19 protein-coding genes are annotated in these 21,835 nt (G+C 49.6%); 12 read left to right on the forward strand and 7 right to left on the reverse strand.

Annotated elements, in window-relative coordinates:
• Window positions 1-90: 90 nt before the first annotated feature.
• From OGY15_RS00240 to OGY15_RS00285, 10 genes are all read left to right on the forward strand, one after another.
• The gene (locus OGY15_RS00240) at window positions 91-732 is read left to right on the forward strand and encodes a recombinase family protein (RefSeq protein ID WP_211924592.1); all 642 of its coding nucleotides are present in this window, start codon (window positions 91-93) and stop codon (window positions 730-732) included.
• 85 nt (window positions 733-817) lie between these two features.
• Window positions 818-1,144: a hypothetical protein gene (locus OGY15_RS00245; RefSeq protein ID WP_071667238.1), complete on the forward strand. Its 327-nt coding sequence runs from the start codon at window positions 818-820 to the stop codon at window positions 1,142-1,144.
• Complete coding sequence (locus OGY15_RS00250; RefSeq protein ID WP_185656576.1) at window positions 1,144-1,578, forward strand: lysis protein; 435 nt, start codon at window positions 1,144-1,146, stop codon at window positions 1,576-1,578. The genes OGY15_RS00245 and OGY15_RS00250 overlap by 1 nt, the downstream gene beginning before the upstream one ends.
• Complete coding sequence (locus OGY15_RS00255; protein WP_275377595.1) at window positions 1,578-2,210, forward strand: defense against restriction DarA-related protein; 633 nt, start codon at window positions 1,578-1,580, stop codon at window positions 2,208-2,210. The genes OGY15_RS00250 and OGY15_RS00255 overlap by 1 nt, the downstream gene beginning before the upstream one ends.
• Window positions 2,203-3,561 (forward strand): antirestriction phage head protein DarA, encoded by a 1,359-nt coding sequence (gene darA, locus OGY15_RS00260; RefSeq protein ID WP_286537268.1) that lies wholly within the window; start codon window positions 2,203-2,205, stop codon window positions 3,559-3,561. The genes OGY15_RS00255 and darA overlap by 8 nt, the downstream gene beginning before the upstream one ends.
• A complete protein-coding gene (locus tag OGY15_RS00265) occupies window positions 3,558-3,902 on the forward strand; it encodes a ddrA (RefSeq protein WP_257663981.1) in 345 nt (114 codons plus the stop codon). Before darA ends, OGY15_RS00265 begins: the two co-directional genes overlap by 4 nt.
• A 53-nt stretch (window positions 3,903-3,955) precedes the next feature.
• Entirely contained in the window at window positions 3,956-5,539 is a 1,584-nt protein-coding gene (locus OGY15_RS00270; RefSeq protein ID WP_286537272.1) for a hypothetical protein, read from the forward strand.
• Window positions 5,539-5,868: a hypothetical protein gene (locus OGY15_RS00275; protein WP_286537274.1), complete on the forward strand. Its 330-nt coding sequence runs from the start codon at window positions 5,539-5,541 to the stop codon at window positions 5,866-5,868. Before OGY15_RS00270 ends, OGY15_RS00275 begins: the two co-directional genes overlap by 1 nt.
• Before the next feature lie 159 nt (window positions 5,869-6,027).
• The gene (locus OGY15_RS00280) at window positions 6,028-6,519 is read left to right on the forward strand and encodes a glycoside hydrolase family 24 protein (RefSeq protein ID WP_247799616.1); all 492 of its coding nucleotides are present in this window, start codon (window positions 6,028-6,030) and stop codon (window positions 6,517-6,519) included.
• Between the two features lie 409 nt (window positions 6,520-6,928).
• The gene (locus OGY15_RS00285; RefSeq protein WP_286537277.1) at window positions 6,929-7,867 is read left to right on the forward strand and encodes a RepB family plasmid replication initiator protein; all 939 of its coding nucleotides are present in this window, start codon (window positions 6,929-6,931) and stop codon (window positions 7,865-7,867) included.
• A gap of 673 nt (window positions 7,868-8,540) precedes the next feature.
• Here the strand turns inward: OGY15_RS00285 and OGY15_RS00290 are convergent.
• The 3 genes from OGY15_RS00290 to OGY15_RS00300 are packed head-to-tail and all read right to left on the reverse strand — an operon-like array spanning window position 8,541 to window position 9,711.
• Window positions 8,541-9,311, reverse strand: a complete 771-nt coding sequence (locus tag OGY15_RS00290; protein WP_286537279.1) for a KilA-N domain-containing protein — start codon at window positions 9,309-9,311, stop codon at window positions 8,541-8,543.
• Window positions 9,308-9,520: a hypothetical protein gene (locus tag OGY15_RS00295; RefSeq protein ID WP_286537284.1), complete on the reverse strand. Its 213-nt coding sequence runs from the start codon at window positions 9,518-9,520 to the stop codon at window positions 9,308-9,310. The genes OGY15_RS00290 and OGY15_RS00295 overlap by 4 nt, the downstream gene beginning before the upstream one ends.
• Complete coding sequence (locus tag OGY15_RS00300; protein ID WP_286537287.1) at window positions 9,517-9,711, reverse strand: host cell division inhibitor Icd-like protein; 195 nt, start codon at window positions 9,709-9,711, stop codon at window positions 9,517-9,519. Before OGY15_RS00300 ends, OGY15_RS00295 begins: the two co-directional genes overlap by 4 nt.
• A gap of 481 nt (window positions 9,712-10,192) precedes the next feature.
• Between OGY15_RS00300 and OGY15_RS00305 the strand changes: the two genes are divergently transcribed.
• Window positions 10,193-10,990: a DUF4431 domain-containing protein gene (locus OGY15_RS00305; RefSeq protein WP_286537289.1), complete on the forward strand. Its 798-nt coding sequence runs from the start codon at window positions 10,193-10,195 to the stop codon at window positions 10,988-10,990.
• A 40-nt stretch (window positions 10,991-11,030) separates the two neighbouring features.
• On the opposite strand, the gene OGY15_RS00310 is transcribed toward OGY15_RS00305, so the two are convergent.
• The 4 genes from OGY15_RS00310 to OGY15_RS00325 all read right to left on the reverse strand — a co-directional run bounded on the left by OGY15_RS00310 (window position 11,031) and on the right by OGY15_RS00325 (window position 14,848).
• The gene (locus tag OGY15_RS00310) at window positions 11,031-11,402 is read right to left on the reverse strand and encodes a hypothetical protein (RefSeq protein ID WP_286537291.1); all 372 of its coding nucleotides are present in this window, start codon (window positions 11,400-11,402) and stop codon (window positions 11,031-11,033) included.
• 164 nt (window positions 11,403-11,566) lie between these two features.
• On the reverse strand, window positions 11,567-12,025 hold the full coding sequence (locus OGY15_RS00315) for a ProQ/FINO family protein (protein ID WP_286537293.1): 459 nt from the start codon (window positions 12,023-12,025) through the stop codon (window positions 11,567-11,569).
• A gap of 109 nt (window positions 12,026-12,134) precedes the next feature.
• Window positions 12,135-13,181 (reverse strand): head processing protein, encoded by a 1,047-nt coding sequence (locus OGY15_RS00320; protein ID WP_257663990.1) that lies wholly within the window; start codon window positions 13,179-13,181, stop codon window positions 12,135-12,137.
• 8 nt (window positions 13,182-13,189) lie between these two features.
• Complete coding sequence (locus OGY15_RS00325) at window positions 13,190-14,848, reverse strand: phage portal protein (RefSeq protein WP_211924606.1); 1,659 nt, start codon at window positions 14,846-14,848, stop codon at window positions 13,190-13,192.
• A 162-nt stretch (window positions 14,849-15,010) separates the two neighbouring features.
• Between OGY15_RS00325 and OGY15_RS00330 the strand changes: the two genes are divergently transcribed.
• Window positions 15,011-21,799, forward strand: a complete 6,789-nt coding sequence (locus OGY15_RS00330) for a helicase-like domain-containing protein (protein WP_286537297.1) — start codon at window positions 15,011-15,013, stop codon at window positions 21,797-21,799.
• Window positions 21,800-21,835: the final 36 nt, after the last annotated feature.

Consider the following 21,835-nt stretch of genomic DNA (forward strand, 5'->3'; position numbering starts at 1 on the left):
GTTTCTACTAAACCAACATTTCTGATATTCCCCTCATAAGTATCGGATACAATTCGCCGTTTTTTTCTCACAGAAAATAGGTTAAAAAATATGCGAATTGGCTATATTCGGGTGTCAACAACTGACCAAAACACAGAACTTCAGCGCGAAGCTATTGAACGTGCAAATTGTGAGCTAATTTTCGAAGATAAAATGACCGGCACGAAAGCTAAAAGACCAGGGTTAAACCGCTTACTCAAAAAATTAAAACCTGGCGATACGGTTGTTGTATGGAAGCTGGACCGGTTGGGGCGTTCACTCATAAACCTGGCTGATCTGCTACAAACATTTAAACAGAAAAATATCAAGTTTCTGTCTCTGACCGAAGGCATAAATACCGATACATCAATGGGTCGTTTTACATTCCATATTATGTCGGCGCTAGCGGAAATGGAGCGTGACATGATCATTGAGCGAACGCGCGCGGGCCTGGCTATTGCACGTAAAAAAGGCCGAATCGGTGGTCGCCCCCCCAAATACTCACAGGAAGATTGGGCGCAGATGGGGCGTCTGATCCTTGACGGCATGAGCCGTCATCAGGTCGCCATTATTTTCGATGTTGGTGTCTCGACGCTCTATAAAAAGTTTCCGGCATCACAGATGGAAAGTCTGGACGATGCGTATACGGATGCCGATGAACAAGCCGAGTTCAACAAGCGACCGATATGGGAGCAGGCCCTGGAGGAAGATTAAACCACTCAGCAAGTCCAAGCATCCCCCCGCCAAATGTAACTTTCAATAAAATCGGACCTTGAAATAACTTGAAACGAGGTCCGAGGTGCTGATCAGCAACGACATCTTGCCGATAGCCATCGCCGTCGGCCTATCTCTCCTTAGCGGTACAGGTGTTTTCCTGATGGAACTGAGGGAAGGCAAGGTCAAAGGAACTGTAGTGGATTTCCTCACCACGATTTCTTATGCGGTAACAGCAGGGCTAATGGCTTACTACATTGGGCGGCACCAGAAATTCGATGAGCCAATCATCTACTTTTCCGTACTGCTCTCCAGTAACAACGGGTACGAGGTCGTCCACATGGCCAGAAAGATAAATACCGAATCTGTTGCGAGAGTAATAACTCAAATCTTCACAAAGGGTGGCAAATAATGATTGCTTTGATTTTGGTCGTTGGGGCCAGCATAACAATGGCAGCAGACCGTTGGGCGCTACGGCGCGCGACGGTAAAAAACCTTTTCGTCGGTGAACATAAAATCGAGCAAGGGCACTTACGCGTCCCTGTGTATTACAACGTAAGATCATCCCGTCTTATCGGGGCGACTATCGAGTTTACACTGAGGGATAAAAGTTGCCCAACAACCGTTGTAGCGTACCGCCGTCGCACGCTGGAGCACGCATCCAAAGGGGAAAACTGCGAATACCTTGATATTCCTCTCGACCGTCTAATCATCCCTGCGGGGAAGTGGATCATTAACATTAAAATTCTGCACGGTGATTCATTCTACAACCCTCTTTACCGCATTTTTCCGCTTCACCTTGATGCACAGAAAGAGTTCGAAATTCTTCCGGGAGGAACGCATTAATGCCAGCCCCAAATGGTCTCACCTCAAAGAACGGGAAAAAATACGCCCAGGTCAATTTTGACCAGGTAACCGAGAAGGGATTAAAACCTTTCCTTGATGCGCTCAAAAAGGCCGGTCTCACTGTCGAGAACGTAGCTGCCAGCAACCGAGTTACCAAGAAAAATGGGCTCAATGTGAAGACCGCAACTTTGCGCTTCGAAGATAGCCAAGAACTTCAAACTGAAATTAACGATTCTGGTGACTTTTCTGGCTTCAAATTAAACGGGAAGCCAATCCCGGCAGTTCGCGCTGATACGTTATCCAAAATTGCAGATAGCCTCGCGACGACTGTGAAGCAGAACGCTAAAAAATTCAGTGAAAGTTTGGCTCGCAAGGCCAAGCGAGTCATTGATATTTCGAGTACAAAACCAGCGGTAAAATCTAATGTCCAGCGACTAAAAGAAGCCAAAGATCGCCGGGATAAGCTGAATAAAAATGTTCAAACCCTTCAGGAAACCGTCAACACAGCCACCAAGCAGAAATCAGACCTCACTCAGCGGGTACAGGATGCCCAAACGCGCCTGACGACAGCAAAAGCAGTAACGGCTCAGCTTGAAGATCAGCTTAAAAAACTGGAGAACCCAGATGCTTAAAACCATTAACCACCATTCTGGACTAGTTTTGTCCAATCGGCAGGATCTACCCGCAATCCAAATATCCGAGCAGGCAGTGCAGCAGCTGTACGCCGGAGACGGTGAATACTTCATGCTGGAATCGCTCTCACTTGAAGAATTCACCAGTACTTATTTTTACGATGTTCCGATGCTGCCGGAAGAGGACCTGATGCTTGAAGCAATTACCTCTACCCGATCGCGTCTGGCCGCAACTATGCGCGCGTTCGTTCGAGCATTAAACCAGTCACTTAATGGTACCGGGATTACTGCTGGAAACGACACCGCGGGTGAAGCGGAAGACGGAACAAAATCTATTGGCGGGGCCAATATCGGCAGGGCGCGTAAGGTGCAGGGGATCGCGGTTATGCCCGCGCAAATTCCACTCTCTGACGGCCAGAGCATAACTCTGATTTTCCATAGTCCAAGCGGCAATGTCGGAACGATCACAACCACCGACACACTGGTTGCTTTCCGTTTCCTGCTGAATAAGCGAGATGTGACAAACGTCGTATCGCCCGCAAACGGACGTGATATTTCGCTGAAACAGGTAACCATGGCACTTTCAAACCTGATTGAGCGAAATACCGCGAAATTCCAAAAGGCACAGGCGCGCCAGGCAGAAGTAAAAAGCGAAATAGCCAACCTCCAGGATCAGGGAGATAAGCTGGAGCAGCAGCAACTGGCCCTCGTTGAAAGTGGTGATGAAATAAAAGCCGGGCTGATCACTCTGTCTCAGCAGCTCAATTCGTTGAACGCTCAGGCCTTAGAGCAGGAAGATCTGAATGATGAGCTGCGTAAGCAAATCGAGATCGCAGAGGCAGAAGCCGAAGCGAGAAAACAGAAGCCAGTTCCTCCTGTCGACAATGAGCCATCACCGTTTGTGGTTGCAGCCGGTGCGATCGCCGCGCATACAGGCCACACAGAAGACCAGGTAACGCATTGGGCAGAAACCAAAGGGTTTAGCTCCGCGGAGCTTACAGAGCTCTCAGAGAAGCTCTCAGCGCATCCCACGACTCAAAACATCGAGAAGATGAAGTCAGCAATTGATTTTGGTGAGGATATACCAACAATTTTGGAATCTGAACCCGATGCCCCCCCTCCGGAAGCTGACACCGAAGCACAAAAGGCAATTGCTTATCTCAACAGTATTGCAGAGCTGGAAAGCTCTGATCTGGTCGAGATCAGAAATGCACGTGGTTCTGTACGTGAAGCCATATCTGCACTAACCGCTGCCGGTATTTATGACGAAAACGAAGAGCTGGTAAACGCAGCAGTACAGCACCTGTCTGATCTGCTGGCCAACATAGCGCAGGGAGGCGCTGCTGCATGAAACTCAGCGCGATTGAACGCTTAGATCTCTCAGACAAACTTGATGAACTTCTGGGACAGGCAAAATCGGCAACCGGCATAGCCTTACTGGACCTCAACGACCAAATTGATGAGGTATTAGTGAAGTTGGGTTACGGGCCGACCGGCGACCCCGACGCGCCAGCTGGTCCACCTAAGATCGTTACTGATTTCCTCGCTGGTGAATTCAACAAACAGAGCGCCACTGATTTTGTCGCTACGCTGAGAGCACTGGAGCCCTTCCAGAGCGTTTTTCTCACCTTCGATGATATCAAGGCTGGCGCGCTCACCTGGATTAACGAGAACGCCTTACAGGCAGCCTAACGACATTAGCCGCCCGGAGGATCCAACGATCCGGGCGGTGCGGATCTGGATCTATGTTAAAAACCACTCTTAAAGCCCCTAAAACGGACAAAAAAACGAAGGTCATCATCGGTATGTGCAATTCCGTTGATGAGCTATCAGCTGCGATCCTCAGTTTCTGGGATCGTGAAGGTGTTAGTGGTAGCAGCTACTCTTTCATCCTCGATCGACTTTCTGCGTTATCCCTTAAGACGAATGTTAGCGAAAGCGATATCACCGCATTCACCAACTTGGCCAGCGCTGTACTGGGGAAAACTTTCACTGCTGCAAAGAAAGAACTTGGCTACGGGAAAAGCATCTTTTTGACTAAAGCCGGGGAAATAACCCGAGTTCATCCGTTAGCAATTGAGAACCAAAAGATCTGGCGCTTCATGTTCGTCACCGGTGATTTCTTTCGTCTACGCAGTGTTGCGTCAGAGTGGAAGAACGCTAAAACCCCTGAAGAAAGGGATTCCGCAGCACTACGTATGCGAGAAATTCTCTATCCCATCATGGTCGACAACATAAAGTTTAAGTTCCCGGCCATATCGGCGGTTATGTCACGTATCGGTGATTTACTGAATGACCAGATGTTTAATATCTTCCAGATGCTACGTGTCGGGACAGAGGAACCGGCCAGCCAGACACTTACATCAGAGAGCGCATCAGACGCTTACCAGCAACGGAAAACGACTGGCACCGATTTTTTACGATCCATGTCAGTACCAGGAAGGATCGAAGAGGCAAAGGCTGAGATAGCCAATATGCTGGATAGCAAAAACCCTGAATCGCTGGAGTGGATTAACGTACGTAATTTGTTTGGGGAACGAGCTGAAGCCGTTCGTACTGCATTGCTGAGTGGGAAATTTGGTTTCGGTAGCCCGGGCGAGCAAGATGGGTGCGCCAATTTTATCAACTCAGGTCCCAGCCATGGCGCTGAGTGGTTAAAAGACGTGATCCAAACTTCGATCAAAAAAGTGATCCCTCAAGTGGAGCTAATCAGGGAAGAGTTGTTAAACGACGCCGAAATCAACGATAGCCAAGCTGATGAGTGGATCTCCGGCATCAAGATTAGCCGTGCGCTTATAAGCGAGTATGACATTTACAGCGGCGCGGATGGTAGTTTTCTGCGGGATCTTAAAGCTGTTTTTAAACTTGCTCGCGGCCGCATCCGGACACTAAAAAACATCGATATCCTGCGTGGCCGGTCGTTTGCCAACATTCAAAAGAAACAAATCGCCCTGAATCCTCGCGGTGGTAAACGAGCACTCTGGCATGAAGTGGGCCATCACTTTGAGTTTTCAAACCCTGATTATCTGCTGATGGCGCGCGCCTATCTTGCGGAACGAACCAACGGGGAAAACGCTGCTGTAGCGTCATTGAACCGTTTTTATCGGAATGGAGTTTACGGCGACAAAGAGGTTGCGATAGCTGATCATCTCTCATCTCCCTACATCGGAAAAATCTATGGTGGCTACCATATCGATACCGCTACGTTCACAGAAGTCTTTTCCTCTGGTTTTGAATATCTGGCGCAGCCTAACTCTGGCGCCATATCTCTGGTAAACAGTGATGGTCTCATCGAGTTTGTCACTGGTGTGCTGAAGGAAGGTCACTAATGGTAGATATACAAATTTCAGACGGTACCCGCACCGGAGTAGTAACGTTCTATGGGGACGAAGCCCTTGAACCGTGTGATTTCAGTGTAACCGGTGATTTCTCGGTCGAGTCCATCATGAACTTGTTCTGGTTAATCACTGCTACTGCAGAAGGTACTGGGCAGGGTATTTACCCGATCAACGGTCCAATGTGCGCGCCGTACGAAATGCTTCGAGTATTTGAGCTCACTGCAGTAACAGCAACTGGCGTACCTGAAGCCTGGCAGGAGGAAATGGAAGCAGAGCTGCAGCAGAGCTATGAAGAATTTGAGAGTGATTCAGTTTCCTGAGTCGTCTGGACGGGCGGTACTTGCCGCCTGTTTTTTTATCCCCAACGGGATGTAACTTTCCGTAGCATCCCTCAAAAGAAAAAGGACACCTGATGGCGTCCTTGTGAGTACTACTAACTTGTCTGCTGCATTTTTCCATAAGTTACATCTGGAGTAGACATGAATCCGAACATACCAGCGTTTATGAAAACGATCCGTTTTTCTGAGGGGACGCTAAATCATCCGCTTACAGTGAATGATGGCTACGATGTGATCGTCACGGGCATCGATGGCAAACCAGAGGTTTTTACTGATTTCAGCGATCATCCTTTTGCCAAGGGCCGTCCGGGGAAAGTTTTTAACAAAGCTGGGCAGCGTTCTACTGCGTCTGGCGGCTACCAGCAGCTTTACAAATATTGGCCGACGTACAAAGAGCAGCTGGGGTTGAAAGATTTTAGCCCAGAGAGCCAGGACAGGCTTTGTCTGCAATTGCTGAAGGAACAGCGCGCTATTGCCGATATTGAAGCTGGACATATCCGACGGGCGATCGCCAAGTGCGCGAATATCTGGGCAAGCTTTCCGGGCGCGGGGTACGGCCAGAGAGAGCATAAGGTTGAAGTTCTGATCGAGGCCTACAAGAACTTTGGTGGTAAGGTGGCAGAAACCAACTAACTGACGTGGCACTCTTCGGGGTGCCCTTTTATTATTATCCACACCACAGATCATAGTCTTTTAGATCAATATATAGATCAATATACAGATCAATAAAGATCACCTCGCTTGTAACTTCATGATTCTAAAAATGAAAACGGCACTTTGGGTTAACACTTTCATAAAAAAAGTGGGCACTTTCATAATTTTGGTGGACAGTTTCATAATTTTAGTGGACACTTTCATAAATCAAAGGTGGGCACTTTCATAAAATTGGTGCTTTTTATCCACAGGTTTGTGAATAACTCAAAAAACATCTTTGTTATCAATATTTTTCATGTAGATCCTCTACGTGATGTGAAATTTTTAACCACCGATTATGCACACGCTTATTCACAGGCTCGTAATCGGTAAAATCTGAGTGTAGACGATGGAATCGACTGAAAATCAGACAGATGACGGTTTAAACCCAGAACATCCGTTCGTAGTTCACCGTGAAACTGGTAAAGATTACATGCTTGTGCCAAGTGACGACAAAAGTGTTCAGCCAAGGGCGTTGCTCCGCCTTAGCGTGTTCACGCCTGTCGCACCGAAGGAACGTGGTAAGCGTGATTTCCTTATTGATGCGTCTGAAGAGCTATCAACGCTGGAAATCGCACGTCGCGAGGGCTACACGAAGATCAGAATCCAGGGTGCCAAGCTCAACATGTCCACGGATTTCAAAGCATGGATAGGGATAGTATCAGCTTTCTCTAAATACGGCTTTGAAAGTGAGAAGATTACTCTCTCATTCTCTGAGTTCGGGCGTATGTGCGGCCTGCGGCCAACAGACCTGAACGGCCGCGCGCGTACTCGCCTGAAAGAGTCGTTATTCAATATCGCGAGTGTAACGCTCGGATTTACCAGTAAAGATGGCACCAAGAACATGGTCAGTCACCTGGTACAGAAAGCAAAGCTGGATGAAAATGAAGATGTCGTTGAACTGGTAGGCGATAAGGATTTGTGGGAGTTATATCGCTGGGATCATAAAATCCTGCTAAGTCTGAAACCGCTGTCAAACCTCTCTCGAAAGGAAGCTGCACAGGCTCTGTATATCTATCTTGAAAGCCTCCCATCTAACACCGGCCCTTTGTTTATGACAATGAAGCGGTTCCGTGAGCGACTGCTACTGGACTCGCCGGTGAAGACTCAAAACCAAACAATCAGAAAGGCACTGGCTGACTTAGAGAAGATCGGATACCTGGAGTACAAAGAGGTGAAGAAGGGGCGTGAAATTCAGTTCACGATCCTCGCACGCAGACCAAACCTTAAGTTGACCTCATCTAAAGGAAAAAATGAGGAAAATGAAGGAGATGGTGGCGAGCAGTGATAGAGTAAAAAGGTAGTCACTTTCATAAAAAAGGTGGGCATTTTCATAAGAGATGCCCACCTTTTTTGTTTGGGGTGGCTGGTATCATAAAAAGGTGACCACTTTCATAAAGAGGCGGGTGTGTATTCGGTAATTAGGTGGGCAGTTTCATAAAAAAATGGCTAAAGGTGACCACTTTCATAACTGTGTTTTTACCCACTTATGAAAGCAGCCACCTTTTTGATAGTTACGTGGTCACATTCCATAAAACGGAAGGGGTTTTGATGCGTTACAAGGTCACATTTTTATGAAAGTGGTCACCTTTAAAAAGAGGCGAGTCACCTTTTATGAAGCTGTCCACCTTTTGAGGAAAAGGTGTGGAGGGTTTATGAAAGTGCATACCTTTTGCTGAGGCCGACTAATATCGACAGGCCGACGTTGCGGCCTGTCTTGTGTTGACTACTGAATGAGCTGGAGGATGACGGAATGGATGTCAGGCCAGTTGTTCAAAACCCACAAAACGATTTCTAAAAAGTGATCCAGTATTTTCAAAACCAGAAAAAAAATGTTCATGCTAATTTCCCTTTAAGCATGTACAAGGGCGCGATTGCCCCCGTTTCGGCGCAAGATTAACTGAGATCACTTGTCGCTGTTCTGGCTGTAAAAAAAAGACCGCCGCAGCGGTCCTTGCTCCTTATCCAAACAGTTCTTCCAGATCTACCCCATACGCATCTAGCCATGCGCCGCGAGGCCAGGCGTGGACGCACTGAAATTTGCGTAGCACGAGCGGCTCGACGTTATTCCTGAGACACCAGTTACGCAGCCGGTGCCATTGATATTCTCGTCCCATTTTCCTTTCAACAGCATCGAGGGTGGCATAGTTGCGACTCCGGCCGAGCCGTTCCGCCAGCTCGTCACGTTCGCGCAGTAGTTCCTGGTTCGTTAACGGCTGGTGGTGATTGTTTTTCTCTTCCAGTTTGGCGCGGAGTTGTGAGTTTTCGCGCTCGCGCATGAGCAGCTGTTCCAGCAGTTCTATTTGACGTTGCTGCGACTGTATCAGTTGATGGGATGCTGATTGCTTTGCTGGTAGCGTCAGTTTTCCGGTGCGGTAGTCCAGAAATGTCTGGTTTACCTGCAGACGGAAGGCTGGAGAGATCCAACCGGCGTACTCTATGGCCAGCAGCTCGTGAGCGAAGGTACCTGGGGATTTACCGCCTTTAATTGTTGAAATAGGTGATGTGCAAATCTGCACATTGGTTGAATCATGAGCTAACCGTAAATTTACGGTTAGCTGTTCAATTAATTCCTTCGAGGTTCTCCGACGTAACCATTCACTGGGGAGCTTTTCTTTCGTTGCACCACCAGCCCTGTGCAACGCATTGAGATTGAAACGGCCTTCGGCGTCAGTTGTGATCTCAACACCGCAAATCACCGGCGCTGCAATTTCATTTTTAGTTGTGTTCATTTAGCCACCTTCATTCCCTGTGATTGCCATAAAAAAGCCTTAATTTCACCAACCAGACGGCGCTTAATGGCAGATTTATTCCTGAGTAAGTAAAAGCCTTCTGTAATCATAAAGTGGCTGGCCAGCGTGGAAATTGCATTGATGCCAGTGATGTCTACATGCAGTTTTTTGGCCGCAGCGGCGATCGCTTCTTCTGTCAGAAAATTCATGGGCGAGCCCTCCAGTAGGAGAGAGTTGGGCAGGGAGAAGGAAATCGGGCAACAAAAAGGCAGGGGGCGTCAGGAAGCAGTGAGCGGGCATCAGATTCGCAGGAGGCGATAACGATGTGGCAACGGCGCAGCTGGCAGGAATAAAAGCGCCAGATGAACTGTGGTTGAGCTCGGGTAGGGGTAGTAGCCATGAATGGCATCCTCATCGAAGGTTAAACAACACCACCGAGAGGTTCCAATCTCTATTTGGTGGTGAACTGAATGGGGTTGGAACTACCGGCCTTCGATGAACCCGGCGAACCTCTCGGTTCCCCCATCCAGCCCACCATTATTCTGGCGCGCACGGACGCTTGCACAAAAAAACACGCGAGCGCGTGTTGAGTGCTCATCAAAGGTAATCGGGGTTCCAATCCCGGCCGCAGATTTTGCTACGACAGTAAAACCTTACTCTGAACCACCAGCACGCGTCAACACGTCCGGTATAAAACGGTACATTAAATGTGAAAATAAACAAAGTAATTATTTAGTATTTTCTGTTTGCTTGGTGCTATTGGTTTGGAAAATATGAAATTATTTTATATAGGTTATCGGTTTCAGTGAGATAGATCATATGAATGAATAACCCTATTTGGTAACGTCAACAGGCTCTAATTAACAAAACAGGGTTTTATTTTGAAAGGTTTTCTCATTGTTGGTGCAATAGGGATTTTTTTGTCATCTGTCGTGCGTGCCGAATGTATGTCACCTGGTGATTATTTGGCTATCCATGGGGTTTTACGGCAAGTAACTTATACAGGTACTGCACCAGGCCAGAAATGGGTACTCTTCACTGAAGCAAAAAACAATGAAGTTTGTGCCAAAAATGCACCTGATGGAGATAAAACAAAGATTCAGTTAGCTGTTGATGATGAAAAGGCGAAAGCATTTGAAGGGAAGGATGTATTTGCTATAGGTCATCTATTTTACTCCACGAAAGCCGAGGAACATACGCCGCTATTACTGGACGTAAAAGATATTACTACCGAAGATCCTAACGCTCCGCCACCAGCTGTGACGGCGGAAACAACTCCAAAACCGGAGCATCGTAAGCCCTCGAAAGGAAAAATGTCTGTCCGGATGGCTTGCGAACAGTATATGGGGGTTACTGGTGATTCTTATGGGTATCTGTCAACGAAAGACGAAAACTATCTTGTTTCTGCTATCCAGCACGCTAAAAACATAGGTCTTTCGACTGATTATGTTGATTACATATTGAAAGCAATTTCCACGAATAGAAAAGATGCTTCAAATGCTTCTACTATTTTTAGTGGGCAGAAGTTGTCTAAAAAGAACTCTCTTAATTCTACTGAGAAGTATTACAAGGACCAATATGATTTCATGGTGATAGCTTGTATTACGCAACCAGCTCAAGTTATTCCTTCTTGGAATGGTCTTTTACAGTATGACTTAATTGACCTAAATGCTCAGTGAATAGTGAATTGAGGAAATAGCCCCTAATTGGGGCTATTTTTTACTTTACTGAATGGATGTCTAAAAGGGTTGGATATCCTGCTTGCCCACAAAGTTGGTAATGCACTTTGTAGAAGTTGCCAAGCTTAATGAAGTTATTGGCTTGTGACTGTTGGAGCGTTGAAAAACCTGCGTTCTCAAAATCAGTAGGCATAGCCATTATGCTTTTGTCTGCATTGAGGAACTGAATCAGATCCAGTGTCATGCCTGATTTGGAGAACTGTACAGCTACGACCCCCATTGTGTCGGTTTTTACTGTACAACCAGAGTCAACAGGGGCAATACCGGTTATGCCTGTATTTGAGATCTCTGCAGCCATTGCCCCAGAGGCAATAGAGGCGCATAGAATCCCCATGCTTATTATTTTTTTCATATTGTAGTCGTAAATAATTAATAAAAACGAGTGGTTACAATACTACTGCTGTCCTCAAAGTTCATTTGTCCAGGCTCAAAAAATTGACAAAAGTTTGTACCAATATGAAAAAAGGCCGCTAGGTTAACCCCCAGCGGCCAGCTGACACGAGATCTCTAACGCTACTACGCGTTTGTCTTTTGGGGGGTTATACCCGGTCCTTTCTTCTTAGTTGCCGCGTGCTGGTTCTTTTTGCTCTTCATTGGATTCTGTAAGGGTTTCAGTCCATTTTCCTTACGGTACTTACAGATACGGCGCCAGGCATGCTTTTTGTCTTCAAGGCTGATCGGCTCAACCGGCTTACCATCGATATCGCGACGGGCACGGCTATTTATGAGCCGCATTTGATAAACCTGGGAGCAGCAACAGGCGCGTAAAGACTGCTGTAATTTTTCCTCGGAGATATCCAGGCCGCGTCTGACGATTTGTGTGAGCATGTCGTCTTTGATGCCGTTCTTCATCGGCAGCGGATGGTTACCCTGGAAGAGAGCAGGGAATAGTTCTTTGATCAGGAGTCGCTGAGCCCGGTTTTTTCGGGTTGTCGCTTTACTGGCGTGGTGTGTTACAGGGGTTGTGGTTTCCACCGTTTTTACCTTTGTTATCGACGATACAGAAAATACTAATTTATTGAAGGCGTAATGTCGCTACTGATGCTCATAAAAAAGCCCCTTTCGGGGCTTGGCATTGCAGCTATTAGCCGAAGTGGCGTGTGGTGCTTTCAAAGTTAATGATGCTGGACTTGTCGACCGGCTCGGAATGGTGGCGTTTGGCAGGTTGACTGCTGGTGGAGATCTGATCCACCGGCAGCGTGCGGATAGAAGGGCTGGCCAGTGATTCAAACAGCTTATCGACGATGGCTAAATCCTCTTCCGTTTGCATGTTGGCAATAGCATCGCGCTGGCGCTGGTTAGTGAACACCGGCAGCTTGTCGAGCACGCGTTCAAACATGGCCGTACGTAAAGAGGCCTTCTCCGCACGCTCAGCTTCCCCCTTCCTCAAGGATTCCAGCATGACGCTTTGTTCTTCCAGCTGGCGATCCTTATCAAGCAGCTCCCCTGCAGCTGCCAGTCGGGCAACTTCCAGGTCCTCGATACGCTGGATACTTTCAAACATCACTTCGTACTCATTCAGTGCGGTGTAATGTTTGATGATTCCGTCGGCGTCTTCTTCAGTGAAGTTCTGCTTGATAAGGGCCTCAGTCATGACAGCATTGCGGTCTTCTGTGCTCTCGCGCATGGCGGCCGGATGGTCCATGCTGATGAAGTTGGGCATGGTCACATAATCCATGCCGTAGTAGCCCGTTGGAATAGAAATAGCGGGGGAGTCGCGGCCAGTTGTCACCCATGACCAACCACCAGCGCGGGATTCCAGCATACTGGCAACGATGCGCCCGGGTGCGGTATCAAAAATCTCTTCGGTATGAGTGACGACGCCATCATCGTCGACTGAAATAGCGATGGTCCGGCTGGCTGGTACGTTCTCTATAACAACCGGTTTGCCCTCCACCATGATGACGGATGTTTCTGGCAATTCAGGTGTCTTAGCCAGCTCACGGCGCGTGTGGCCGTAATAGCCGTAGAGCTCACCCAGGCGCAGGCCTTCCTGCGTCTCCTGGCTGTTGATCATTCTTTTCACCGCTTCAAGCATATATTTGCGGTTGTTTTGTTTACCTTTACGCACCTTGTCGAACAGTGAAAAACGGTCCGTGTGCGTCAGCAGGGTTTTGTATTTAGGTGCCATATTGGTCCTCATTCTTCAAACGCTTTGATGATGATGTCTTGCAGTTCATGCCTATCCATCGACCTGATGAAATCGCACATAGCGGCATCCGGCCTGTGAGTGACACTCTCGAACATGCCTTTCTTATTGCCACCGCCGAAGTCGTTCTCGTGGTCCTCATCCTGAGATGCTTTAAGTTCAGTCAGCAGGGTTTCGAGCTTGGTTGCTGGGATCTTCAGAACGTCGCCCAACACGATCTGTTTAAAGGTGTTGGATTTTGCCAGGGCGGGGTTATTGCAGATGGCGTCAGCAATGGTGACGAACACGCTTGCATAGTTGGCGTGACTGTCCATTGCGGCGCTTTCTTCCATCTCGATGCTGGTGGCCATCGAGTTGAATTCGATTTTGTAGGGACGCTCTCCGGAGGGGTAAACCTTCCCGTATTTGGCCGCGAGGTGAATATCGCAAAGACGGTAAATGCATTCGGCCGCGCCGCCGCGCAGCCAGCCAGCGACCATACCCGCCTGAATACTGGTACGCAGGAAACCACCTTCACCGAGCCCGCCGGTCATCTGGTCGGCAAAACCGAGCATCGTGTAATCGAGGTTAAGTGCGGACGCCAGCTGCTTGATGTGGAACATGATGTCTTCGATGCCGGATATATCGGCTGGCATCGATTGGGTATCGATGGTGATTTGACCTTTGCCGTTTGCCAGTATCGGCAATACGGTGTTGGTGACCACCGGCGCAGTGTTGTTCCCGCGCGCGCGTTTCTCCATCTGCATGGCGGATTTTTGTAGCTGCTCGGACACGGTTCGGCCATACAGCGCCGCTTTCGCCGGATCGAGATTGTCCATGTTCAGGCCAATCAGCCTGTCGATTTTGCTGGCGTTATAGCGTGATGCTTTTAATGCCCGGATGGCTCCGCGTAAATTCAGGTAAGGCTCATAAGCATTTTGCAGCAGGCTGGTACCGTAATTCTGCGTTTCGACCGGCATCCGCTTTGTAGGATCAGACAGGAGGCTGAACTGCTCGGCACCGGTGTATATCGGCATATTCATCCGGCTCGGATGCCAGAGTGGGATCTTCATCGAAACCATATCCCACGGCTTAGCGAACATGAGCGCGCCAGATTCATCCTTAAGGTAGTCGCCGGTGAAGCCCGCCAGATCCCCGCCCACGTAATACTCCTTAATGAAGTAGGGAAGGGTGTAGTAGTTGCATTCCATCGAGGTGATGCCGACTTTCTGCACTATGTGCGGGCGTATGTAGCAAACACCGAAGATGGCCATAATTAGCCCCCAGCTGGGGAGCTCCGCGTTAACTTTGAGACCGATTTCGTTGGTTAACTCTCTGCACAGCTCATGAGCCGCTTTATTTTCCTCGTCGTTCTCATCCGCCACCGGCTGGAATTCAAAAGAAAGGTTGGTTCTCTTGTTGATAGAAAATGCGTACGAAACGTGAATATAGAGTGCCTGGCCGATAGTCGGATATGTGGCCATTTCTTCCAGGAACGGATAGCGCTGCAGGCGTTCGACAGGTAGCGACACCTCATTCAGTACATCGCGTCCGGAGCTGACCATCGAGTCGCCGAAATACTTATCTGTTTCACCTTTGCCCAGCAGGCAGGATCGGGAAAACACGTTCATGAAACCGCTGCCGCCGCTGCTGGTGGCTCCCAGCGACATAACGTTTCCGTGATTCGCCTTCCCACCGGGCAGCAGTTGGTCCAACGCTTTCAAAATGTTGTCTTGCCGGAACTTGGGCATTCGAAATGTGACCTTTGATAAACTAAGAAATAAATTAGTACGTTTGGTTAATTTATCAAAAGTTCACTCTCGGAGGTGACGATGCCGGATGGCAAATACGCGGAAATTCTCGACTCATTTCGAACAGTCGAAGAAATCATAAGGCTTATCAGATCGCTGGGTTTAACCCGTGAGCCGGTTATCTACGGGATCACGAAAAAAGATGGTGTATCTGTCGACCGCGAGCGCAAGGAAGCGAATCGGAAAGCTATCGAGCTGCTGAATTCTCTGCCTGACGGCGCTGAGCTTACGCCGGAACAACGGCAGACGCTGGCCCGCTACACCGGCGAAGGCGGGATCGGCGGTTCAACGGATGAATATTACACCCCTCAATTCGTTGCGGAGGGTATTTGGGAAATCATGAAGCTCTACGGGGCTGATGTGGGGAATACCCTGGAGCCATCCTCTGGCGCCGGTGTTTTTAACGAAACAAAGCCCCGCGGTACCGTCATGACGGCAACCGAAATTAGCCCGATATCCGGGCGTATCAATCAGCTTTTACATCCGGAAGACGCCGTTCATGTGATGCCGTTCGAAAAGCTGGCCAGCGGTACCGACGATGCCATTTTCGATCACTGCGTTGGCAACGTGCCGTTTGGTTCGACTCGTGGCGATACGATGAATCTCGATAAAGCTTACGCCAAAGAGAAAGACATTGGCCGTTACTTCATTCTCCGTTTGCTCGACAAAATTAAGCCCGGAGGCCTGGCGTGCATCATCGTTCCATATGGCATGACCAGCGGGACCCGGATGAAAAAGCTCCGAGAACAAGTGTCACGTAAAGCGGAGTTCCTCGGTGCTCATCGCCTACCTTCTGGGACATTCAAAGAAAATGGCACGCCGACGGCGGTCGACGTTTGGGTATTGCGTAAACATCCCGAATCTCTTTCCAACATGATCCTCCAGGCTAAAGAAGATCTATTGGTCGAAGCAAATGTGCTGTGGCCAGAGTTCATCACCGGCAAATGGTTTGAGCATGACGGAAAGCGTTTCGTTTATGGTGAGGTCAGTACCGGCTTCCAGGGCCGCATCGTCATTAAAAACGATCAGATCACCCCGAGCGCCCTTAAAGAGAAGTTAGCCCGCCGCTTCGATAGTCGTATCAACTGGGATTTACTCAGCGTGCCGGAGCCGGTCAATCAGAGCGCCAAAGAAGGTGATAAGCGCCTGATGAATGGCCAGTGGTACGAGTTTATCAACGGGCAGTGGGTTATCAGCGTGCCCACCAGCACACTCAAAGTCGACCCGGCAATTTACGGCGTTTCTTCTCTCGATGAAATTAAGGTTGTACTGGATAACCACAGCGCATTACTGGCTCGTGACTGGAAGCAGGTCCAGGCGTTGGCCGGTAACTACTGGGAAAGCATGAGCGAGTCAACGCGAAAAGCCTACTCCTATGCGCTGACGCAGCGCGGCGATCTACAGGAACGGCTTTTCCGAGGCGCACTCATTGGCGCTCAGATTGGCGTGCTGCAGGACGCTATCGCCAACAAAATGCCGGGTGACTATATAGACAGCCTTCGCACCAGCGCCGCGCAGCTGGTGGATGAGGAATACAAGCGCTTTGGTGATCCGAACACCGGCAAGATAAGCAAGATCTCCGGCAACAATAGCGGGGACTGGCTGAAATATCGTGCGGCGATTACCAGCACCGGCGAGCTCTCTGACTTATTGCAAGGCAGCATCGAGGCGCAGATCTCAGGTGAATACGACACAACCAATCATGAGCAGGTAGTTCGCAGTCTGTTTAACCAGATAGACCTCATTCCTATCACCCTGGCGGAGTTCCGCGCGACGTCGACCGCTGAACTTCCGGAAAGCGATGAGGAATTGCTTGATCTGCTGGCCAATACTGACGGCATAGCGATAACACCGACCGGTGACCTTATGCCTATGGACCGCGCCACCAGCGGCGATATTGGTCTGATCACCGGGCAGATTCAGGGTGTGCTGGCGATTATCAAAGAAGGTCCGCAGAAAAATAACTATCTGCGCCAGCTGGAAGAGATTAAGTCGAAGCGTAAATGGACCGGTGTTGACGATATCGCGTTTACCCTCGATGCGCGCTGGTTTGATCGTAGCCTGGTGCTGGAGTTTTTACGTGAAAATGGTTACGACGAGCTGACGTATGTCGATTCAATTAAGGTTGAGAACGGTGCTTTAGTCTCTGAGCTTGGGTACCGCGGTAACAATGGTGTGTTTGCCGGATATCGTTACGGCACGGTCCTGAAGAAGGATAAAGATACCGGCGAAAATGTGCCGACCTATGCCCGCAGGACCAGTAGCGATCCTTTTGCCGCGCAGCTGGAGAAATACCTCAATGGTGGCCGAGCAACTGGCGTTAACACCGAGGCGTATCGTTCGCGCATTGAGGACCTCGAAAGCCGTTTCAATGACTGGATTCGTCAGCATGATGAGATTGATAAGCTGGTGGATCAGTACAACGCCGCTTTTAACTCATTCATCCCCTTCGAACAATCTGATTCGCCCCTGGGCCTTAAGGGTATCAGTGGCCGTCGGGCTCCATTTGGCTATCAAAACCAGGAAATTCGCCGCCTGTCAGAAGATGGCCGCGGCATCATGGGCTTTGGTACCGGCTTAGGGAAAACGACGACTGCGCTGGCGCTCGGTTTGTATAACATCGAGAACGGCCGCAGCACGCGACAGGCTTATGTTGTGCCCAAGGCGGTGTATGAGAACTGGTACTACGAGGCCAAGTCGTTCTACAGCGAAGAGATGTTCAACAAGATCCTCTTTGTTGGCCTGGAGACTATCCTGGACGATGCCGGTGGTATTCGCCAGGTGCAGGTACGCGGTGAGAACGGCGAACCTAAGTTTGATGATAACGGCATACCGGTAATGCGTGATGCGCTGAAGATTTCAGACAGCGCTACCATTAAAGCCCGCATGAACATGATCCCTCAATCGAACTACCCGATTGTGGTCATGACGAAAGAGCAATACGCCGCTATACCAATGCGCGAAGAAACCATTCGCGACCATGCTCACGATGTTCTGTTTGCTCAGGCTGAAGCTGGCCGAGTGAAAATCCTTGCCGAGACCTACAAAGAACAGCAGAAGAAAAACCGCCTGTTGTCCGAGCACTCCGATACCGGTACCGAGAAACAACACGACTTCCCTTATTTCGAAGATATGCAGTTCGATAGCGTGATCGTCGATGAAGGGCATAACTATCGTAACAGCTATAGCGCCGGTCGTGAGGCCTCTCAGCTGGCTTACCTGCCAGTTCCATCAGTTTCCCAGTCTGCGCGCGATATGGCGGTCAAAAACGCCTACCTGATGGCTAAGAACAATGGCCGTGGGCCGGTGTTGCTGACCGCCACGCCGGTGGTCAACTCGCCGATCGATGCGTTCAATATGCTCTCCCACTGCCTGAGTATGTCCGACTGGCAGCGCATGGGGATCTACACTCCTGATGATTTCGTTAAAGTTTTCGGCAAGAAAGAGATGTGTCTTGTCCAGAAACTGTCTGGTCAGGTTGAAAGTAAGCTGGGCCTGGTTGGCTTCCGAAACCTCCCAGGGCTGCGCGGTATCTTCCATCGCTGGGTATCCCTGAAAACGGCGCAGGATGTTTCCGAACAGGTCAAAATTCCGGAACTCGACGAACGTACGGTCGAAGCGCCGATGTCGGAAGAGCAGGAGATTGAATACGAGAACCTGCGCCAGCGCGCCGAGAAGCTCTCACAGAATGACAAAATGGGGGATTTCGACTCTGAACCGGAAGATGCCGACGAAGAGAAGGACACCATTTTCGGCATCATTCGTGATATGGACCGTGTTTGTACTGACATGGACCTGTATCGGCATCAGATCACTTTCTTGCTGCCTGCCGCGGACGTGGACAAGGTACAGCAGCTGGTGGCCGACCTTCCTGATTCGCTGGGAGCGAAGGAAGAAAGCGACGAGGACTACGATGCTGAGGGCCGTTTTACCGTCGATGTTGATGGTAATACCTGCACGTTGGTGGTCCCGGAGATGTACGAGCAGGAGGTAATAAAACGTCTATCAACGTTCGACATTGATCCCAAAGAGGTCTCGCACCCGCTCACCCCGAAATATAGTGCGCTGATCGAGGGGCTGAAAGAGGGGCTGAAAAAAGGCAAACAGATCATCTTCACCGATGAAAAAAGCCAGCACGGTAAGCTCAAACGCATCATATGCTCGCATCTGGGGCTTGATGACAGTGCCGTTGGTATCCTGAACGCCACTACGGTTGCAGAGGCTGGTAAGAAAGGCCGCAAGCCGAAAAAAGTAAAACAGCCGAAGGACCTCCCGGACGAACCTACCGAAGAGCAGGTTAAAGCCTATTACGAGCAGAAAGCCGCGTACGATGAGTATGTTGCTGCTATCAACGAGGTTAGCCTTGGTGGGTTGGAGCAAATCGCGGCCGACTACAATGAAGGCCGGTCACGCATCCTGATCTGTAATAAAAAGGCTGAGGTCGGGATTAACCTTCATATCGGTACAACCGATATTCACCACCTTACTTTGCCCTGGACACCGGCATCTATCGACCAGCGTAACGGCCGTGGCGCGCGTGTGGGCTCTACTCAGGACTCCGTTAAGGTTCACTATTACTGTGGCCGTGGATCGTTCGATGAATTCCGCCTGCAGACGCTGAAGCGTAAAAAGGACTGGATTCGCGAGATCCTCACCTCTGACAAAGCAGAGATGGAAAACGCCGATGCCGGAAACATGGTTGAAATGCAGCTGCTGCTGGCGGCCAACCCGGAAGAGCGTGAGCGTCGTATTGCGGAACAGGTTGCTAAGGCAAAAGCTGCAGTTCTGGAACGCGCTACTAAGCGTGCGAACCTTGACCTGCAAAACTACATCAAAGCTCAGCATGCCAGTGGCTCTGATTTAGAAAAAGAGCAGCAAAGGATTGCCTACCTGGAGGGAGAGGTTGAGCGGACATCAAAACATCTCGAATCGGTCCGTAACGAAATCGAAGAGCTTTTATCTGAGCGCGAGGCGATTAAAGAAAGGGAAGCCGCTGGCACATCAAAAAGCAATGACAGCTGGCGCCCACGTGCAATTGAGCGTGAGCTGCGTATCAGACGCGAGCAACTCAACGACGCCAGTAAAGCTGATGTGTCGGCTCGTTCTGCATTGATGAAACAGCAGCGCAAGATCTCCCGCCTGGCTAAAGCCGAGCAGAACATTAAGCAGCTGCGCCCGGTTGTCCTGAAGGCTATCAAAGAGGGATTGCTCAAAGTTGATCCTGATGTGATTGACCACGGCAAAGAGATTCTGCTGGTTGAAGGAAAAACCTATAAGGTCGGCCAGTATTTTCATTTCAACACGGCTACGAGGGGTGGGAAATACGATTCTATTTCCTACGCTAAGATCGTCGGGTTGGACTTTGACGCGCGTACGGCCAATCTTCGCGGTATTTTTTCGGCGAACGGCACAAGCAGTGCGCCTGATGCCAAGAATGTGCCGGTTCAGCTGCTGGGTGAACCATGTGATGTGACTAAAAGCGAACTTGAGTTGCTAAGTGAGCTGCAGGGAGGCCTGAGCCTTCGCAAGGCTGCAGAATTGCTGAGTAAAGATCAGTTCTATACCTTCCTAAAGACTGGTCAGCTGGTGCTTACCGATAATTATTCTGTTGCCTATGATGGCGGGGAATACACCCAACAAACGCTCAATATACGCAGCGCTGGTTACGGATATGGCTCTTCCGATACCAAGTCGATTGCATGGTACCAGCAGAATGGCCATAAGCTGGTTTACCCGGACCGCAGCGACGAGCAGCTCAAACGGGCTATTGCCATTCAGGAACGTCAACAAGCCCGGTTTACTAATTCATGTCAGGGATTTTTGCTGGCGTTGTACGGCGAGAATTACAAGACTGTCATGGCTGGTTTTGGTGAGGTGGCCAGCGCCGATGAAATCGCCGCGCTTGTGGCGAAAAAAGTCGCCAGCTTCTCTCTTTGGAGTAGTTCGCGTGATTTTAACATCTCCGTCAATGAATACATCCGTAGCGGTCTTGTTCGTTCTGTTGAGCTGGACAGGCTGGCGTGGCTGAGCAATGAGGTCCCGGCAATCTACACTAATAAGCAGGACTTTATTAGTGCTCTGGAGGCCGAGAAACCACGGTTAAGGAAGCAGGCACAGCAAGAGCTGATTACTGGCGTGGCGAGTGTTGCCCAGGAACGTTATGAGGAATTTAGCCGAGCGATTAAGAGTGGTTATGCGCCTGGTGACCGTGAAATACAAAGTGTACTGGACGGCTCTGGCTCGTTCCTGAACACATACGGCGGTAACGGCCAGGATTACTTCCGGGTTGTTGAAGCGTGTGCGGCCATGGTCATTATTGGGTTGCTTGATCCGTCTAAAGTTACAGCTGAGTTGCTGGTGCATGAAGACGATGCCCGTCAGCTGGTCCGGGATGCCGACAAGCTGTACTACAACATGTCTGAAGAGGATAAAAAACGGGTTAGCGATACCTATCAGGCTAAGCGCCTGGGCGTTTCTACCGAGGAATACCAGAAGCGCGAGGATGCCCGCAAAGAGGAAAAACGGAATACTGAGAACGAAGCGGACGAACTTGGCCTCCGTATCCAGGTTAACACTACCCGACTTCGCGGTAAGTATGGTCTGAATTTTGCCCCTGGTGGTTGTTACGGATTGCAGGACCCGAGAGGGAAGGAAGGGGCTCTCTTCCGCGCTAAAGAGGCACTAAAGGCTGATTTTGGGGCTCGTTATTATAACGGGAGGGATGCTGGCGAAGAGTTTGCTGGTAGCTGGTGGCTTATCCCTATCAAATATGGTCAGGCCGAAATTCTCGAAGTTGTGGCAAAATACTAATCTGAAAGGAGATTGCCGGGTAAAACCGGCAATAAA

Source organism: Citrobacter sp. Cu231, assembly GCF_030332265.1.
Lineage (GTDB): Bacteria > Pseudomonadota > Gammaproteobacteria > Enterobacterales > Enterobacteriaceae > Citrobacter > Citrobacter meridianamericanus.

Coding starts and splice junctions, on each gene's coding strand:
- OGY15_RS00240 (WP_211924592.1), top strand. CDS start 91: ATGCGAATTGGCTATATTCGGGTGTCAACAACTGACCAAAACACAGAA.
- OGY15_RS00250 (WP_185656576.1), top strand. CDS start 1,144: ATGATTGCTTTGATTTTGGTCGTTGGGGCCAGCATAACAATGGCAGCA.
- OGY15_RS00255 (WP_275377595.1), top strand. CDS start 1,578: ATGCCAGCCCCAAATGGTCTCACCTCAAAGAACGGGAAAAAATACGCC.
- darA (WP_286537268.1), top strand. CDS start 2,203: ATGCTTAAAACCATTAACCACCATTCTGGACTAGTTTTGTCCAATCGG.
- OGY15_RS00265 (WP_257663981.1), top strand. CDS start 3,558: ATGAAACTCAGCGCGATTGAACGCTTAGATCTCTCAGACAAACTTGAT.
- OGY15_RS00270 (WP_286537272.1), top strand. CDS start 3,956: ATGTTAAAAACCACTCTTAAAGCCCCTAAAACGGACAAAAAAACGAAG.
- OGY15_RS00275 (WP_286537274.1), top strand. CDS start 5,539: ATGGTAGATATACAAATTTCAGACGGTACCCGCACCGGAGTAGTAACG.
- OGY15_RS00280 (WP_247799616.1), top strand. CDS start 6,028: ATGAATCCGAACATACCAGCGTTTATGAAAACGATCCGTTTTTCTGAG.
- OGY15_RS00285 (WP_286537277.1), top strand. CDS start 6,929: ATGGAATCGACTGAAAATCAGACAGATGACGGTTTAAACCCAGAACAT.
- OGY15_RS00290 (WP_286537279.1), bottom strand. CDS start 9,311: ATGAACACAACTAAAAATGAAATTGCAGCGCCGGTGATTTGCGGTGTT.
- OGY15_RS00295 (WP_286537284.1), bottom strand. CDS start 9,520: ATGAATTTTCTGACAGAAGAAGCGATCGCCGCTGCGGCCAAAAAACTG.
- OGY15_RS00300 (WP_286537287.1), bottom strand. CDS start 9,711: ATGGCTACTACCCCTACCCGAGCTCAACCACAGTTCATCTGGCGCTTT.
- OGY15_RS00310 (WP_286537291.1), bottom strand. CDS start 11,402: ATGAAAAAAATAATAAGCATGGGGATTCTATGCGCCTCTATTGCCTCT.
- OGY15_RS00320 (WP_257663990.1), bottom strand. CDS start 13,181: ATGGCACCTAAATACAAAACCCTGCTGACGCACACGGACCGTTTTTCA.
- OGY15_RS00325 (WP_211924606.1), bottom strand. CDS start 14,848: ATGTCGCTGGGAGCCACCAGCAGCGGCGGCAGCGGTTTCATGAACGTG.
- OGY15_RS00330 (WP_286537297.1), top strand. CDS start 15,011: ATGCCGGATGGCAAATACGCGGAAATTCTCGACTCATTTCGAACAGTC.